This window comes from Methylobacterium sp. Leaf465 (genome assembly GCF_001424705.1).
Classification (GTDB): Bacteria; Pseudomonadota; Alphaproteobacteria; order Rhizobiales; family Beijerinckiaceae; genus Methylobacterium.
In genome coordinates this window covers 1-15,604 of record NZ_LMRA01000020.1, presented here as the reverse complement: position 1 = coordinate 15,604, position 15,604 = coordinate 1, and the positions used below count along the sequence as shown (strand labels likewise).

Genomic DNA, 15,604 nt, shown 5'->3' with positions numbered 1-15,604 from the left:
CGCCATCGCCACACGCTACGAGAAGACGACCGTCAGCTTCATGGGCGTCCTCTGTCTTGCCGCGGCCCTCGATTGGCTCAAGCGATGACAGACCCTAGACGTCTGAGCTTTGGCCCTGCTCATCGCAATCCGTGTCGCTTCGCCCTGGCGTCTGCCGTCTTCCGGGTGTGGCACGATCCGCACCGGAGCTTGATGTTCGTGACGTCCAGGCCGGCGCCCCCGTCACAGATCTCCACCACATGATCGCAGTAGATGCGGGTGCCGGTGCGTCCGCGGTCCTCGCACTTGCGGCCGCGCTCGCGCAGCAGTCGGTCCCGCAGTCCCCGCCACTCCAGCGAGCCGTAGAGTGCCATGACCGGCTCGTTCACTTTGCGGTCGGCCCATGTCCGACCTGGCGATTTGGCTGTCCTTGCGTCGAGTGTTCCAAGCAGCGAGCCAACTGTCTTTAGGGCATTGTAGCTTTCTGGTTGGCGCATGATCCCTGGCGTGCTCAGATCGCTGCAAACAAGGAGGCAGCATGCGCTTCGACACCTACGGTCCGTTCCTCGTTCACAAGACCGACAATCAGGTCCTCCGCAGTCAGAAGCTGTTCTGGGAGGCCGTCGATTACGAAGCGACGCGTTGGGGCTACGCCTCTCGTCAGCTCGAACAGGCTATCGGTTGCTATGCATTAGTGATGTACGATCGGGTCTACAGGCCTTGGTACGTCGGAAAGACACTCGCGAAAGCTGGCTTTCGAGGTGAGATCTTCGAAGATCACAAGCTCCGCATCTACACCGAGTACGTCTCCGAACGCCGCGGGACGCCTTACATGTTCCTGTTCCCGCTCCTGACCGACGGCGGTGCCTTCAGCAAGGCTCGAAGTTCCGCCAGCGAAACCGTCGATTGGCTGGAAAAGACACTGATCGGTATGGCGTTCGCCAAGAACCGCTTGTTGCGAAACGTTGCCAGCACGAAGCACCTCCGCACTGTTACCGTTTCCGGACTTATCGGCCCTCGCGCACCCGGCCGACCGAACGGCTACGTGGTTGAGGCGCGGCATGCCTTTCTGGCGACACCAAGACCGCCAAGAGCAAAGGCCGTTTCCCCCCTAGTCGAGGACTGAGCATCTTGCCCAGCCTCCGGGCAGCTCGTTTTGACTATAAAACCAGAGATACTAACTCAGAGAGAAGACTCTCCAGCGGTCTGCCCCTCCTCGCCGTGCCTTTCATCCGACTACCGAATTTACTCCATTTCCCGTGTGTCTAGCGTAGTAGAGAACCCGACTTCCTCGCGGGCGGCGTTCTCGGCGAGGCGGATGCGGATCTCGTCGAGGGTGACCGGGCGGAAGCCGAAACAGTCGACGAGATCCGCGTCCGCCTCGGTTCCGGGCATCCCGGAGCTGAGCAAGAGCGGCTCGCACCGTGTGGTCGGGGAGCTGCTGCATGAGTGGAAGGCCGAGCGGAACTACCGGAGGCGGCTGAGCCTGAGGGGCTGCCCGAGAAGGTGCAGATGCTTTTGGGGAACGCGGTGACGGATCTCTGAAGATCTACGCAGGCCGATGCGGCGGCCAAGCTCGTGGCCGAACGCAAGCGGCTGGAGGTCGACTAGCTTACGGCGATTGAGATCATGGACGAGGCGCTGGCACGGCTCGACGTGGCCGAGGCCGAGATCGCGCGGCTCGGGGAGTGGTTGGACCGGCCCGAAGGCTAAGACCGTTATGGCGTCACTGCCTCACGGGAAGCTACCCGTGGCCTCGACCCAATTCAGGTGTGCCGAGGCGCCCGGCACGGGAAGATGGCTCGTCACGGTGAACCGGAAGTTGGGTGGAGCGAGGATCTCCTGCTGCCAACGATGATCCTGCTTCGGTTCCTTGTGCGGCATGAACCCGGCCCAGATCAGGCGGCTTGCATGTTCCGCTTCTATCCTGATCTGTAGTATGATGGCCGCGACCGGCTCGCCGGGAAAACTGTCTCGGACCAGATTTTGACGCTTCCAGGCGAAGTGCAGGGGTACGATGTCGGGGTTGAGGGTGCACGCGAGTGGAACGGGACAGGAGAACATGGCTCCCGAATCCCAGCCTGTTGCAAACTCGCTCAGGCGCACGGCCCAGCCCCTGTAGAGGATTACCTCCTGGTTCGGGAAAAGCGGCTCGCCGACGCCGGCCGTCAATCTGTCGGCATGTCCCTTGACGATGCGCCCGTAGCTCTGCGCGCAGGCGGCGGCTTTCGCTTGTTCGATCCCGGCACAGACGAGCCGGTCTGTGTGCCGCTGGACGCAGTTTGCCAAGGCGTAGGTCTCTCCGAGGCTGATGCGCTCGGCCATGAACGGCACGATCCTCTCGTTGTTGACGACCCAGAACTCGATGGCATGTCGAAGGGCGTCGTCGTAGCCCGCCGCGGCTCGGTCGAGTATCAGACGAAGGGTCGGGTCGAGCTCGCAGTGCTGCCCGTCGTACCAGGCTCCGTCGGGTCCCAGGTTCGGGAACAGGCCGACCAAGGTCTGGAATGATCTCGGAGTCATGAGACCGTTTCCCGTGGTCGTTCCGAGCATCACTTCAACACCGTGTTGATTGCCGTGAAGAGCGTCTTCCAGCTGGCCCTCTCCCCGTACATGAGATCTGATGCCTCGTGCGATCGCGCCCAGCGCAGGAAGGCCTCGGCGAGCTTGGTCTTCGAGAAGTCACGACGCCCCGGGTGATGTCGTAGGCGAGCGCGTGGAGGTAGTCTCGCAAACCGTCGAAGCCCTTGACGCCCTCAGGCTTGCTCAGCTGTTGGAGCGCTTGGAGGATCGCCGTCTTGCCCGCCTCGTTCGGGCCGACGAGGATCGTCTTGCCATCCTCGTCGGCGAACCACCGGGTGTCCCTGATGCTGTGGTAGTTGCGGATCCAAGTGGTCTTCAGTCTCATGGTCGTCCACGTTGCTTCGGGCCGTAGGCCCTGCACGAGTGCCGACCGCGTCAACCCCCTTCGCGCCGGCCTCAAGAACGTCGCCCAGCGCAAGCTAAGGTGTAGAACGTTACACCCGCCCGCCGGTTGCTTGGCCGCAGTAAAGATGTCCACCCTTCGTACCGGCTTGGCCAGCAAGGCATCCGGCAGCCGTAGGTGGGTGCGCGTACCTGCCGCGACGTGGGTGTCTCGGCTCTCCAGTCGTGTTCAGGCGCCTGCCGGCGCGCGTTCCACGCCGTAACAGAGGCAGACCATGACCCCTCCAGGGCTCGGTGTGCAGATGGCGGAGCGCGTGCCCCGCACGCTTTGCAGCACCAGAACTCCGCGTCGGCTGTAAAGAACTCGCTCCTCGCAGGAATACAGCGGCCACGCTTGCCGCCACCTGCGAGATCGTCATGTCCCTTCTCAAACACAACGTCGTCCAATGGCTCCTTGCTGCTGCCATCGTCCTCGGCTCCGCCTGGGCGACCGGCACCACGGTGTTCGCTCCCCGGCTGAGCACAAGCCGCATCGTGCCGGATGCCGTGCTCGACAGCAGCTTCGTCCTGCCTCCGAACTACTCCGACTTCGGGTTCACGCCCCGCGAACTGATCACGCTGTTTGCCAAACGCGGCATCAGCGCCCGCTGGGAGAGTCAGGCGGCGAACCGCTACATCCTGCGCTTCGGCGGCGAGAGCCGGCTGACCGGCGCCCCTCTTGATACTGCCTTCCAACTTCATTGGGTGATAGGCCCGCACGAGGTCGTCTCGCAGGTGATCGGCTTTACCGGTCCGGCGCTGGTGGTCGAGGCCATGGCCGAGGACGGCATCGCTGTGCACTGGGTTATCATGACGCGTCTGTTCGAGGGGCTGCAGTCGGCTTTGGCAGAGGAACCCGGCTCGGGCCTGCATACTCTGGTCCAAACTCAGCAGCCGACGCCAAGCGTGGGAGCACCGGCACAGCGTCCCATACCTACCCCCGGCCGCCCGACGGTGCTGACGCCGACGGCGCCTCGTTAACGGCTTGGAGTACCGCCATGATCGTCACTCAGAAGCACTCGGGGGCAGGCTGCCATGGACTGGTTTGAGCGGATCACAGGCTTTCCTGAGATCGGGTACGCCGAGACCCAAGCACGGCTGTCCGTACGGGACGGTCGGCTCGTCCGGTCCGGCCCCGGTCATACCTTCGCCGTCGGCACGCTGAGCCTGCCGTCCCTGGCCGATTTGCGGACTGCTGCCGATGCCGTAGTTCGTCCCGGCCGGCTGCGCCTCTCGATCGTCGAGGGGGACGTGCGCGAGATGCATCGCCTGCCCGAGAACCGCGGTGCGCTGTTCCAAGTCGCCTCGCAGTTCAACCTCCTTGAGATGGTTGGTCCCGACGTCTCGCCAGAGGACGGAGTGAGCAACTACGCTTATGATCAGACGCAGGGACCGGCCTGTGCCATGGCAGCGGGGGCGGCCACGATTTACCGCAACTACCTCGTCTCCGTTGCGGGGCAGATCGGCCAGACCGCGGATCGCCAGCTTGATACGCTCGCCGACCTTAGTGCGGCTCTGGCGCAGCAACTCGACACCCGACCCTCCGCCCTGTGGCAGATGCAGAACGGCTACGCTCTGGCTACCCGCGATGGACTGACCTTGATTGCTGATCACCTGCAGAGGGCGGATGCATTGGCGCTGGACCGCTTACGCAGCCTCATGCGCATTGGGCTGCACACCGACGTCGAAGTCACGGACGGGCCTGCGCCAGGGCCGTCGGTCAGCCAGGTCTTCTGCTCCGCTCTGCCCGTGGCCTACGGGCGCTCTCCGGGCGATGCTTGGGCGCCGGTCGCCCGCCTTGTCCTAGAAGCCGCCTACGAGGCGACGTTGTGGGCGGGCGTAATGAACGCGGTTCGAGGGGCTTCGAACCGCGTTCTGCTAACGAGACTGGGCGGAGGGGCCTTCGGCAACGAAGACGCCTGGATCGACGCTGCTCTGCTGCGCGCCTTGCAGTTGGCCAGCGAGCGCGATCTTGATGTCGGCATCGTCAGCTATGGCCCTCCGACGCAACGTCTGCACGATCTCGTTCGAACGTCTGGCTTCCAAACAGTTCGGGCGAGTTAGATTGTCTTGACGGTTTTTGGCGTGGGTCATTTAGTTAGAGTATCGAGCGAGGAGCCGTTCGAGGGCCATCACGTCCGTCGTCGGCGATTGCTCCGAGAATGCGACGGGTGCAGCGGCGGACCGCTTGCACATGTTACGCAAAGCTGGATCCAGCGCGTCGTAGTTCACCGACGACGGCAACAACTCATCGAGGTAGGCCCGTTGCAGCAGGGCTCGGAGTCGACGAATTTGTTCGAACCGATCGGTACCAGATGCGCGCATCAGGTCGGTCAACGCCGAGGCTTTCCCACCGGCTAGGTTGGGCCAAGCCGCAACGAGGTTGTCAGCCCAATCGAGGCCCAGCACCTTGCGCGTGGCATCGACACCGAGCGCCAGCACGTGCGCCGCAGTTGAGCAGGCCCAGCTCAAACGGCCCGGAAGCCCGTCACCTGCATCGACGAGCAGGGCGAGCGTTGCCTCGTCGCAAGCAAGCCCATCCGCAGCCAGCGTCTGGCGTACGAATACCTCCGCCTCTAGTCGTTCAAGACGGCGCACGCAGTAGTCGAAGCAGCGCGACCGACCCGCCAGCCGCACAGCGTTTGGATCGCTGGCCAGCAGCACGAAACTCACCCGAGGGTTAGCCTCCATCGGCTGGAGAAGTGCGTCGAATACCTCTGGAGGGTAGCGATCGGCGTTCCGGACCACAAAGACGCAATGTGGCGTCAGCATTGATGACTGCTCGACCATCCTGGCGAGCTCGATGATCTGAGCAGTGTGATGCGCGACATCGATGTCCGAACCATCCACCTCGCAGTAGCCAGGCGAGCCGTCGTCGAAGCCGAGACACGTCGCGCAGGTGCCGCAAGGCGACCCCCCTGAGTCTGGTAGCTCGCAGAGGACCGCCCGGGCGTAGAGCCGCGCCAGGGTGCGCTTGCCGACGCCCTTGGGGCCGTAGAGCAGCAGGCCGACACCATCGTTCTTGCGTCGAGCGTGTCGGCGCAGAGCCTCGACCGTATGTGCGCGCCCGATCACGGCCCCGAATGTCCGAGGCTCCTGGGCGGGAGCTTTCGCAACCGCCGATCTGACGCCGTTGCGTAGCTCATACCCGCAGTGGCATGGCTCAATCCAAGCGACCGCCGCAATCGATTCGGCATGTAGGCGCGTGATCCAGGTCCTCATCCCTGCCGGGCGCCGCGCCAGCGTGGATGTGAGGGCATGCGCGAGCGCGTCCCGCGCCGTCGCCAAACGATCGTCTGGTTCTCTCCAACGGCATCGGTTCAGGGCCCGATCGAGGCTCGACCAGCGACCGTCGAGCGCGTCGTCGTTACCCGCCCGCGGTGCGCGCACGAGGAAATCCTGTCCAAGAACCGCAAGCGACGTCACGAGCAGATCTGGCCCACGACGGTAGCAATCCCGTTCCTCACGGAGGCCTTGCAACAGGGCATCCTCGCTGGCCAGCAGCAGAGCCGCCCAAAGGATTGCTCCCTCCGTTGCCGCGAAGGTCGAGACGTGGGAGCGTCGGGAGGAACGAACCGTACCCGGGGCGTCCCCTAAATCGAGCAGCCTGACGGCGATTCGGTAGAGTTCCACCACGAACTCATGAGCCGTCCAGCCGCACACCCATCGCCGTTCGTCGAACGCGCAGATCAGATCGACAGCGTCGCGCTCCTGGTGCAGCCCGATGAGATCGCGCAAGTGCCGCAACGGCGATTGGTGCCCCTCCCGCCGGACGACTTCGCGATGATGAAGGGCCGTGTCGAACCGATTCGTCGTCGGGTCGGTGCAGAGCAGGACACGCTCGTCGAAGGCCTGCATGATCGCGGGCAGATCAGCCCCTTCATCGACCAACTCGGCAAAGCTTTCGACGAACCCCACCTCGGTAGGGAAGTCTACGTTGGAAGCGAGATCGGTCGTCGCCGCGAGGTAGCACAGGACCGGGTGCAAGGTGCTGCGGGTGATCGCAGGTTCCTCGACAATCAGGCAACTGTGCTCGACCTCCTCCCAGCCATGGGGCACCGCAGCATACGGCAGGAAATGGATACTCGGGCCATTCGCGCTCTCAAGCAGGCTCCACAGCGTGCTCCGGATGGTCGAGGCAGGCGCCGCAGCACCTCGTACGCGCCGTGGCCATTCGTAGAGCTTCATGCTTTCGTAGAGCCCACCGTCGACGAAACGAAAAGCAAGTGGGTCGGGGTCGACGCTCACCTCTCGCCCAAGCTTTGCCGCAGCGACCTGTAGGACGGCGAACACGCGCATGCGTAGCACGCCTGTGCGGTATCGATAGATCACCGAGCGCTCCAGGCCCGGTGCCTCTCCGAGCGTCGCTGCGAGCAGGTAGTCGACGTCGTACATGCCGATCAGGACCACCAACCACGCCAGCGCCGCCGTCGCTGGTGTGGGTCTACCGTCCACCGTTGCGTCAGCTCGTCGAACGCCGTCCGAGCTTCGGGTGTGTTGCCGTATCGCTGCTGGACCAGATTTCGCTCAGCCTCCCGGTCCGCTCGCGTTGCCATCCGCTCGGGGTGTTCACGCCGCTCCCACCCCGTCTTCAGGTAAGTCCAGGCTTCGTCGTCGAAGGCGGAGAGAGGATCAAGACTATCGCGGCAGGCGTCGGCGATGGCCTCCTCAAAGAACATCGTTGAGACGCTGAGCTGGGCGGGACTTCGGAACCGTCGCGTCGATCTGGCATGGACGCCTAGAAGCTTGAGCAAGGATCGACGTTTTCCGGTGCCCGAGTCGTTGGCTGTGACCCCTGCGTCCAAACCGGCACACAGGTTCAGGACCGCGTCCCAATGGAACGAGAGAGCGGGCGCCTCAGCTTCGGGTGCAAGCTTACAAAGAACGCCGTCGCGTGCCGCTGCCAACGCTCCATCGTGCCGCCAAGTCTGTGCCCAGGCTGCGACACCGCCCACGTCGGCAAAGGCCTGGCGGGGCAGATGCGTCACAAGGCGAGCGATGATGCCGTATTCGTCGCGTTCGAGCACCATGAGACACGCGAAGCGAAGCCCATACGCCTCCGCCTTGGTGCTGAGATCGTCGCGGAACGCTTCGATCAGCGCGAGGGCCGATGTCGTATCCTCGATACCGAACTCTGCCGGTCTGATCTCGAAGGCGGCGTCGAAGAGTACGCCATATTCCTGCGTCAGGAACGAAGCGCAGTTGACGATGCGCCGAACGTCGGCAGCGCCGAGAAAACCTTCCTCAGTATGCGGCTCTCGGATGTCCGCGCGCGGCAGTCCGAAGCCGCGACACACCGTCCATGCAGCAGCCGCCAACGTCAGAGGTTGAGAACCTTGAGCTTTACCGCCAATCGTCGTCTTCACGACGACCCCGTTGACCAACCGGTGGAACAGCGTGAGGCGCAGGCTCAGGGCGGTCTCGTCCACGGCGGTTTCCGAAACCAACCAGAAATCCAACATCTGGTGCCAGAACGACGCCAACTCGCCGCGGTTCGTGATGCCGAGACGCCGGCAGAACCGATCTAGGATCGCCGTGCGACTACTCTCCGAGATCGACTCGATCACCCCGTCGACGACGAGGCGCCGGCCGAGAATGTCGTTGTGGTAGAGCGAGATTAGGAAGGTCCGGATCCAACGGCTCCTGTTGCTCCCGCTCTCCTGCCAGCCGAATACGATATCGGTCTGACGGGCGAGATCTGCGTCGGCCAGAGCCAGGAAGTAGTTCAGCAGGATTTCGGTCTGATCCACATCGAAGGCGGCACGCACGTCCTCGACCGTCATACGGGTGCCGGGTTCGCACACGCGGTCGAGCCCAAGCAGCAGGTCGCGGGGGTAGCCGTTGCGCAGACCGGCGAGCAGTTCCAGGGCACCAGGTTCGGGATCGACGCCTTCGGCCTCGGCATACTTGCGCAGGAAGGTGATGGCGTCCGCTACAGGGAGCGGCCGGATCAGCAGATCGAACAGCCGGGAGCGCAACGCTGGACGAATGCGCTCCACCTCCGTCGTCGCGAAAAAGAACAGCACCCGCTCGGACGGTTGCTCGACGGCAGCGAGGAGGGCGTCACATGCCTTGGGCTCCAGGGCCTGCGCTTCGTCGAAGAACAGGATGCGCCAGTTGAGATCCCGTTCCGCATGGTTGTGAAGGTGAGCCCAGTGACGGACTTCTCTGACTCCTCCACCGTCGCGGCTGACGTTGTATTCGAAGAAGCCCACCGGCTTGGCATCCGTGCCGATCTGGCAAGATTCGCATCGGTCGCAGCAGGGTGAGCCGTCCGTCTCCGGCGCCTCGCAGTTCAGGGCGCGGGCGTAGAGCCGGGCGAGGCTAGTCTTGCCCGAGCCGACCGCACCGTGCAGTAAGATGTTGCGACCGCGCTGCCCGCGCTTAATCAGACCGGACAGGCAGCCGACCGCACTTGGCTGACCGAAGACCTCACCGAACGTCTGTGGCCGGTACTTGTCGGTGAAGCTGGGCACGTTCGTCATCTGCATCTCGAACAAGAACGATCAGGGCTCTGCGCGGTGCCGAGGTCGTGCAGAGGGTGTAGACCGTGCAGGTGACGCAGACCATGCAAACGGATCCGTTCGCGATGGCTGTCAACCGTCGGCAGTGCGCGGCTTGAACGGGTAGAAGCAGCCGGCTGCGACGCGTCGCTTCGTGCGAAAAGGGACTTGCGGATCACCGACGAGCACGGCCATGCGAGCCTCGAAGCGATTGTTCGAAATCTCCTCGCCCGTCTGCGCGCAGAACAACAAGCGCAGATCGTCCGCACCGACCTTCCTCGGCCCCGGGACAGTGATCTGTTCGACCTCGTCGCTGCTCGGGTCCAACTTATACAGCCAGCACTTGAGTATATCCGGCGGGGCTGCAGCGTCCTGAACCGTCCCCAACATCTTGAGGAACGGGAGGATCGGCGAAGGAGCGTGCCCATCGACCGAACGCCAGAGGAGGTCGTAGTCGGCCTCTTCGATGGCCAACCAGACCTCCGGATCGCCCTCCCTATCGACGTTGCCGTTGCGGAAGGCCAATTCGGCGAAACGACGATGCCCGGTAGCATCGGGGATCATGGTGCCGACGCTCTCGTTGGCCGTGCCGATCACCGTGGTGATCTGCGGTCGCTTGACAGCGATCGAGGTTCCAAGACGACGCCGACTGAGGGCACCAGACGTCAGGACGCTTTTCAGAGCTGGCACGAGGCGTGGGTCGAGGCGCTCGATGTCGTCCGCGAATGTAGCAGGGAACCGAAAGATGTCGCCGCTACGCCGGTCAGCCAGATCGGACAGGAGCACTGGGGGGGAGGCGAGATCCTGAAGCGGCCCGACGAAACGACGCACGAACGTCGACTTGCCCGTGCCCTGCCGCGAACTGACGACGATCGGGGTGAGGTGATGCTCCACCGGGCGTTCGAGCTGTTTGCGCTTCACCTGCCAGACAAAATGCTGCAGCACGGCGGTGACGAGCGCGGTGTCGCCTTCGAACACCGGGCCGACGAGGCTTGCCCACGCGGCTCGCGCCCGTACCTGTTCTTCGTCGTCAAGGGGGTCGAACAGCAAGGGGCGCATGATGAAGTTACTGCGATCCTGCTGGTCCTCGCGAACGATCTTGGAAAGGGCGCGCTTGACCTCACCAACCGAGAGCGTGGTTCCATCGCGGCGCAGGGCAATCATCACCTCGTCGAGGAGTTGCTCGAAACCCCAGTCCGGCGTGCGGGCAAGCCAGGCTGCGGCGTCGTTCGGACCATAGCCCTCCTGCGAACCCAAGCCGACGCGGATGGTGCCGTCGAACAAGATGGTGACGCCGAGCATCGCGAGGACCGACCGCACGAGGGTGATCAGGTCAAGAGCATCCGCTCCGGCTGCCGCTCGGGCCCGCCGAGCGCCCGAGTCGCCATCTTGCTGAGACCGATCGAGCGCCGAGGGGTTGGCGGGCTTACGGCCGATCAGGGTCCGGTAGGCCTGCTCGACACGCTGGAACTCAGCTTCCGCTCCAGGACCGGCGTTGCGGTCCGGGTGGTACTGCTTGGCCTTGGCATAGAAGGCCGCCTTGATCTCGGCCATGGTCGCATTGCACGGTATATCGAGCGCAGCACGCGCTTCATCATCCGTCATCTCTCGTATCCCCCGACCCGGACCGCGGTATCCGCGGTCGCTCCATCGTTCGAACGGCGCTGGGCGAGCGTCAGCCCGTCTGGCTGACGCCGTTCTCGGCGAGTTCGAGGATCAGGCGAGCCGGCCAGACCGTGATGCCGGGCCCGAGCTTGACGGGTTTGGGGTAACGGCCTGAGGCGACCCCAGCCCACCAAGTGGAGCGAGCGATCGGAAGCATTCCGTTTGGCTTCACAATCTGATTGATGCGAAGATATGCGGGTAGATTGGAGGGCGTGTGGCTCATTAGGGCACTGGCTCGGCTGCGTTGCAGTCGGTGTGCCAGAGTTCGTAGGCTCTGAGTGAAAACCAGTATTTGCTCGAGGAGATCGTACTTATCGAGGGGTCGCTGGCCAGCTCCCCTCCGGCTTGGATCGCTTGGCGAGGTGACGATCTACGTCCGCTTCGTCGACTATTTCCTTGATGCCTTGCAGCATCTTTGTGATCGTCTGCGGATCCATTCTCAACCCGACGGCTGCGGTTGCAGCCCCCATTGGCGTACTGCCGCGGCTCCCAGGCCTATAGGGATTGAAGCCATAACCATCGATCGCAAGCGCCAGAAGAAGCTTGAATACGTTGTTCTGCTGTTTAGTGCTTAGGCGTGACCATAAATCATGGGTAGGCCGATGCGGCACTTCATACGGCCGGTGCATTCCGACAATGGTGACCAGATGCTCAGGGAAAGTGTAGCCCTTCGCCTCAGCCCAATGCACAAGCTCTTCAGGTGGAGTTCTTTTATACAACTCACCGAGACGAACGGCATCACGTGCGGCTCGCCGGAAATCAGCTGCGCCCTGAATGAGATTGGAGCCGCTAATCCAGTTTTTAACGTCAGACCATTTGAAACAGGCGGGATCTCGATCGAGATAGAGTGCAACTGCCTCCTTGATTGACCAAGTTGGGGAGCGTCCCCAACGCTCTACGTCCGCCCTGAACTTTGGATTCATAAAGCTTAGAGACTCATCCAGTAAGCGCTCATCGAAATTAGCCAGGAACCTCTTTTCAGCATCGCTGGCTGTAGCTTGCAGTTCTCCCGGCGTCAAAGATTCGTAGAGAGTTCGCTTGCGTCGCAAGAACGCTTGCTGCGACCGTTTACTGCGAGACTTCCCGGACGCCTCAGCACGCCAGGCCTTAAGATCTTGATGAAGCAAGAACTCGATTGGCTGATGGGCGATACCCCAGGTTATCGACCCTCCTTCGCTCTTGGGCTTGGGATCGTCCTGACTGCTACCATCATGCCTTTCCACGCTTCAAATCCCAATGCGTTGGGCAAATCGACTCAGACGCTACTTGTCGCCCAGTTCGCCCACATCATCATCAACTCCCGGCGCTTCTCAAGTAGATCACCGCGTCGATAGGCAGCCTCGACCCGGTTCTCCACAGTGTGAGCCAAGGCCATTTCGGCCACCTCTCGCGGCAAGCTCGTGCACTCCGCCGCCCAGTCCCGGAACGACGAGCGGAACCCGTGCGGGGTTATGTTAAGACCCATTCGTCGCAGCACCATCAGGAATGCCATGTTCGATAACGGCCGACCCTGTGATCGCCCGGGAAAGACCAGTTCCCCACTTGTGCTGATCGCTTTGGCCCTGGTCAGCACGGCAAGGGCAGGGTCGGATAGTGGCACTCGGTGCTCTCGCCCTGCTTTCATGCGCTGAGCCGGCACCATCCAGAGCCGCGCGTTCATATCAATCTCAGACCAAGTCATGCCGAGCACTTCGCCCGTCCGGGCCGCGGTCAGGATAAGAAATTCAAAACCCAATCGTACCGCCTCGCTCCCGCCACATACCCGGAGCTGGTCCAGGAAAGCGGACACCTCCGCGTAGGATAGCGCCGAGTGGTGCTCGTCCCGATCCGTCTGCTTCGGCAGGCCTTTGGCCACGCCATCTATTGGGTTCTCTCCTGCGCGGTGACCAGCTGCTTTCGCCCAGTCCAGCACAGTGCCGATGCGCTGGCGCACTCGTCGGGCGGTCTCGGGCTTGGTCAGCCAGATCGGTGCCAGCACCTTCAACACGTCGGGCGTAGTGATACCATCAACGGGTTTCGCATTGAGATGAGGGTAGGCGTAGGTTTGCAGGGTCGTGATCCACTGCTGTGCGTGCTTGGCGTTCTTCCAGGTCGCTTTGTGCTCGTCATGAACCGTCTGCACGGCCTGCGCGAAGGTGGGTACGCTAGCCTGCACCTTCCGACGCTCCGCCAAAGGGTCACCGCCCTCCCGGGCCAGCTTGCGGAAGCTCGACGCCTTCTCACGTGCCTCGGCTAGAGATACCAGACTGGTGCCTCCGAGCCCGATGTCTCGACGACGCCCTTGGACAACGGTGCGTAGCAGCCACCGCTTGGCGCCGGAAGGGTCTACTATGAGGTAGAGACCGTTACCGTCGGCGTAGCGGCCAGCGATTTTCATGGCTCGGACCTGCATAGCGGAAAGAGCTTTCTCCGGGTGGCTTCCTTTTCCCTTCGCCATTTCCTTCGCCCAACAGTCACACCCCACATTCCCACCCACAAAATAGCTCGGACGAGGTTGGACAGCAAGGGACCGGTTCGGTCTCGCCCATAGAGCTAAGACTCTGCGAGGAATGAGAATTCGGACGCGATCGGAGTGACTTGGACACTCAGATGGCAGACACCCCTTCCGCCAGTTTATTCCTAAGCCCTTGATGGGGCTAGAAGCGTTGACTTTCAGAGGGTTAGGCGACATCCCTGCTACAGGTTGTTGCTACAGGTGACCCTCCCAGATGGGCCTTGAGACCCGCCTCGTTCGACGTAAGACTGGCACCTACTCGTTCCGTGCCTGGGTGCCCCCTGAGCTTCGTGAGGTGATCCCCGGTGGCCGTAGCGGTCAGAAGTGGATCGCCCTGGGGACCTCGGACAGGGCTGAAGCGGTGCGTAGGGCACGCCTCAGGTCCGTGGAGTTTGACCGGGAGCTAGAGGCTGCCCGTCGTCGCCTGTCTGGTGCCGTCGACCCCATCTCACAAGCGGAGGCCGATAGGCTGGCTGCTGCGTGGCTCTCGAAGCTTCTGAAGGAGGACGAGAAGAAGCGCGAACAGGGAGTTGCCTCTGACCGCTTTGAGCGGATGGTGGAGGCAGCAGAGTACGTGGCTCCCATCGTTGCCAAGGAGCTTGCCACGGGCAGCATGGACACGATCTGGATGGAGGTCGAAGGGGTCCTGAAAGCCAATGGCCTGACTGCGCCCGAGGGCTCTGAGGACTGGCGGCGTCTCGGGTTTGCGATGCTGAAGGCCCAGAAGCGCTGGGCAGACGCCATGCTCCAGCGGAACCAAGGCGAGGTGGTGGACACCCCTGCCCCGCCTAAAGCAGCCTCTGTGCCCCGTTCCTGCACCGTTGAGGAGCTGATTACCGCCTACCTCGCGGACCCCACAAGGAGCCGCACAGCGGGCACGCTGAAGACCTATCAGACCGTGTTCCGTGCCATGCGGGAGCTGCTAGGCCCAGACACGCCCGTGGACAGCGTTCACCGGGTGGACTGTGAGCGCATCCGAAACGTCGTCATGCGGCTGCCCAGGAACGCCACACAGCGGTTCCCGAAGCTGTCCCTGGAGGATGCTGCCAAGGTGGCTGATGCGGAGAAGCTGGAGCGCCTGGGAGTCGCGGCAGTCAACAACTACCTCCACAACCTCTCGGCCCTGTTCAAGTGGGGAGTGAAGAACTGGCGTGTGGTCCGCAACCCAGCCGAGGGCCTCGCGCTGCCTGATGATCGGGACCAGCGGGACCTCCGTCAGCCGTTCAGCACGGCGCAGCTCCAGGCCATCTTCAACTCGCCACTCTACACGGGCTGCCAGGATGATGAGGAGGGCTACGCCAAGCCGGGACCGAACGTGATCCGTAGAGGACGCTTCTGGGTGCCTCTCCTGTCACTCTGGACGGGCATGCGCTTGGGCGAGTGCTGCCAGCTCCGGGTGGAGGACGTGACGGAGCTAGAGGGTGTCCCGGTCATCCTCATTGATGATGCCGGGGAGCCTAGGGCCGATGAGGCTGACAAGAAGCGGGTGAAGACCGAGGCCGGTAAGCGGTTCGTGCCGGTCCACCCCGAGCTTCAGCGTATCGGGTTCCTGGAGTTTACCGCGAGGATGCGCGCGAAGGGCGAGAGGCGCCTCTTCCCAGAGCTAAAGCCGGATGCGCTGGGCTACCTCTCAGGACCGTTCTCGAAGTGGTTCAACGACAAGCGCCGCTTCCTAGGGAAGCTCGACATGGCCGTAACGGGGGTCTCGTTCCACAGCTTCAGGCACAACTATCGGGACGCGCTTCGGGAGGCTGAGATTGGCCTTGAGCGGGTCCGTGCGCTGGGTGGCTGGCGAAGAGACAGCGATGGGGAAGAGTCGATCTACGGGAAGGGCTTGAAGGCTGCGACGCTGTATCGAGAGATTGAGAAGGTCCGCTATGCGGAACTCGATCTGACACACTGTCCGACGTCAGCACCTGTGGGACAGATTGAGGGTCTTCACGAACGGAGGATGGCTGGTTCATCGTAGCCCCTGAGGAGCGAAGATGAAGCAGACATC

Annotated in this window: 14 protein-coding genes and 1 pseudogene; 5 read left to right on the top strand and 10 right to left on the bottom strand. The window is 62.9% G+C overall.

The features are described 5' to 3' along the window. Positions 1–88 (top strand): annotated as a pseudogene (locus tag ASG51_RS24165) (IS5/IS1182 family transposase); the annotation flags it as partial. Between the two features lie 31 nt (positions 89–119). On the opposite strand, the gene ASG51_RS12105 reads toward ASG51_RS24165, so the two are convergent. Next, complete coding sequence (locus tag ASG51_RS12105) at positions 120–353, bottom strand: HNH endonuclease (RefSeq protein ID WP_156389695.1); 234 nt, start codon at positions 351–353, stop codon at positions 120–122. A 164-nt stretch (positions 354–517) separates the two neighbouring features. Here ASG51_RS12105 and ASG51_RS12100 point away from each other — a divergent pair, with 164 nt between their 5' ends. Continuing rightward, a complete protein-coding gene (locus ASG51_RS12100; protein WP_056381076.1) occupies positions 518–1,105 on the top strand; it encodes a hypothetical protein in 588 nt (195 codons plus the stop codon). Between the two features lie 119 nt (positions 1,106–1,224). Here ASG51_RS12100 and ASG51_RS24635 read toward each other — a convergent pair whose 3' ends face one another. The 3 genes from ASG51_RS24635 to ASG51_RS24160 form a co-directional block, all read right to left on the bottom strand. After that, a complete protein-coding gene (locus ASG51_RS24635; protein WP_210168763.1) occupies positions 1,225–1,389 on the bottom strand; it encodes a hypothetical protein in 165 nt (54 codons plus the stop codon). Positions 1,390–1,713: 324 nt separating this feature from the next. Further along, entirely contained in the window at positions 1,714–2,478 is a 765-nt protein-coding gene (locus ASG51_RS12095) for a hypothetical protein (protein WP_156389694.1), read from the bottom strand. Positions 2,479–2,536: 58 nt separating this feature from the next. Beyond that, positions 2,537–2,887, bottom strand: a complete 351-nt coding sequence (locus ASG51_RS24160) for an AAA family ATPase (protein WP_156389693.1) — start codon at positions 2,885–2,887, stop codon at positions 2,537–2,539. Positions 2,888–3,321: 434 nt separating this feature from the next. Here ASG51_RS24160 and ASG51_RS12090 point away from each other — a divergent pair, with 434 nt between their 5' ends. After that, positions 3,322–3,924 carry a hypothetical protein gene (locus ASG51_RS12090; RefSeq protein WP_056381072.1) on the top strand — a complete coding sequence of 201 codons (603 nt, stop codon included), beginning with the start codon at positions 3,322–3,324 and terminating at the stop codon, positions 3,922–3,924. A gap of 54 nt (positions 3,925–3,978) precedes the next feature. Further along, the gene (locus tag ASG51_RS12085) at positions 3,979–5,007 is read left to right on the top strand and encodes a hypothetical protein (RefSeq protein ID WP_056381071.1); all 1,029 of its coding nucleotides are present in this window, start codon (positions 3,979–3,981) and stop codon (positions 5,005–5,007) included. Positions 5,008–5,037: 30 nt separating this feature from the next. On the opposite strand, the gene ASG51_RS12080 is transcribed toward ASG51_RS12085, so the two are convergent. The 6 genes from ASG51_RS12080 to ASG51_RS12060 form a co-directional block, all read right to left on the bottom strand. Further along, entirely contained in the window at positions 5,038–7,353 is a 2,316-nt protein-coding gene (locus ASG51_RS12080; protein WP_244480142.1) for an AAA family ATPase, read from the bottom strand. Next, complete coding sequence (locus ASG51_RS12075; RefSeq protein WP_244480141.1) at positions 7,344–9,434, bottom strand: AAA family ATPase; 2,091 nt, start codon at positions 9,432–9,434, stop codon at positions 7,344–7,346. Before ASG51_RS12075 ends, ASG51_RS12080 begins: the two co-directional genes overlap by 10 nt. Before the next feature lie 105 nt (positions 9,435–9,539). Continuing rightward, on the bottom strand, positions 9,540–11,051 hold the full coding sequence (locus ASG51_RS12070; RefSeq protein ID WP_056381065.1) for a DnaJ domain-containing protein: 1,512 nt from the start codon (positions 11,049–11,051) through the stop codon (positions 9,540–9,542). A gap of 70 nt (positions 11,052–11,121) precedes the next feature. Then, a complete protein-coding gene (locus ASG51_RS12065) occupies positions 11,122–11,268 on the bottom strand; it encodes a hypothetical protein (protein ID WP_244480140.1) in 147 nt (48 codons plus the stop codon). 154 nt (positions 11,269–11,422) lie between these two features. Beyond that, positions 11,423–12,334, bottom strand: a complete 912-nt coding sequence (locus ASG51_RS24155) for a hypothetical protein (RefSeq protein ID WP_156389691.1) — start codon at positions 12,332–12,334, stop codon at positions 11,423–11,425. 32 nt (positions 12,335–12,366) lie between these two features. Further along, complete coding sequence (locus tag ASG51_RS12060) at positions 12,367–13,503, bottom strand: site-specific integrase (protein ID WP_082513992.1); 1,137 nt, start codon at positions 13,501–13,503, stop codon at positions 12,367–12,369. Between the two features lie 316 nt (positions 13,504–13,819). Here ASG51_RS12060 and ASG51_RS12055 point away from each other — a divergent pair, with 316 nt between their 5' ends. Further along, positions 13,820–15,574, top strand: a complete 1,755-nt coding sequence (locus tag ASG51_RS12055) for a site-specific integrase (RefSeq protein ID WP_056381059.1) — start codon at positions 13,820–13,822, stop codon at positions 15,572–15,574. The last annotated feature ends 30 nt before the right edge of the window (positions 15,575–15,604 follow it).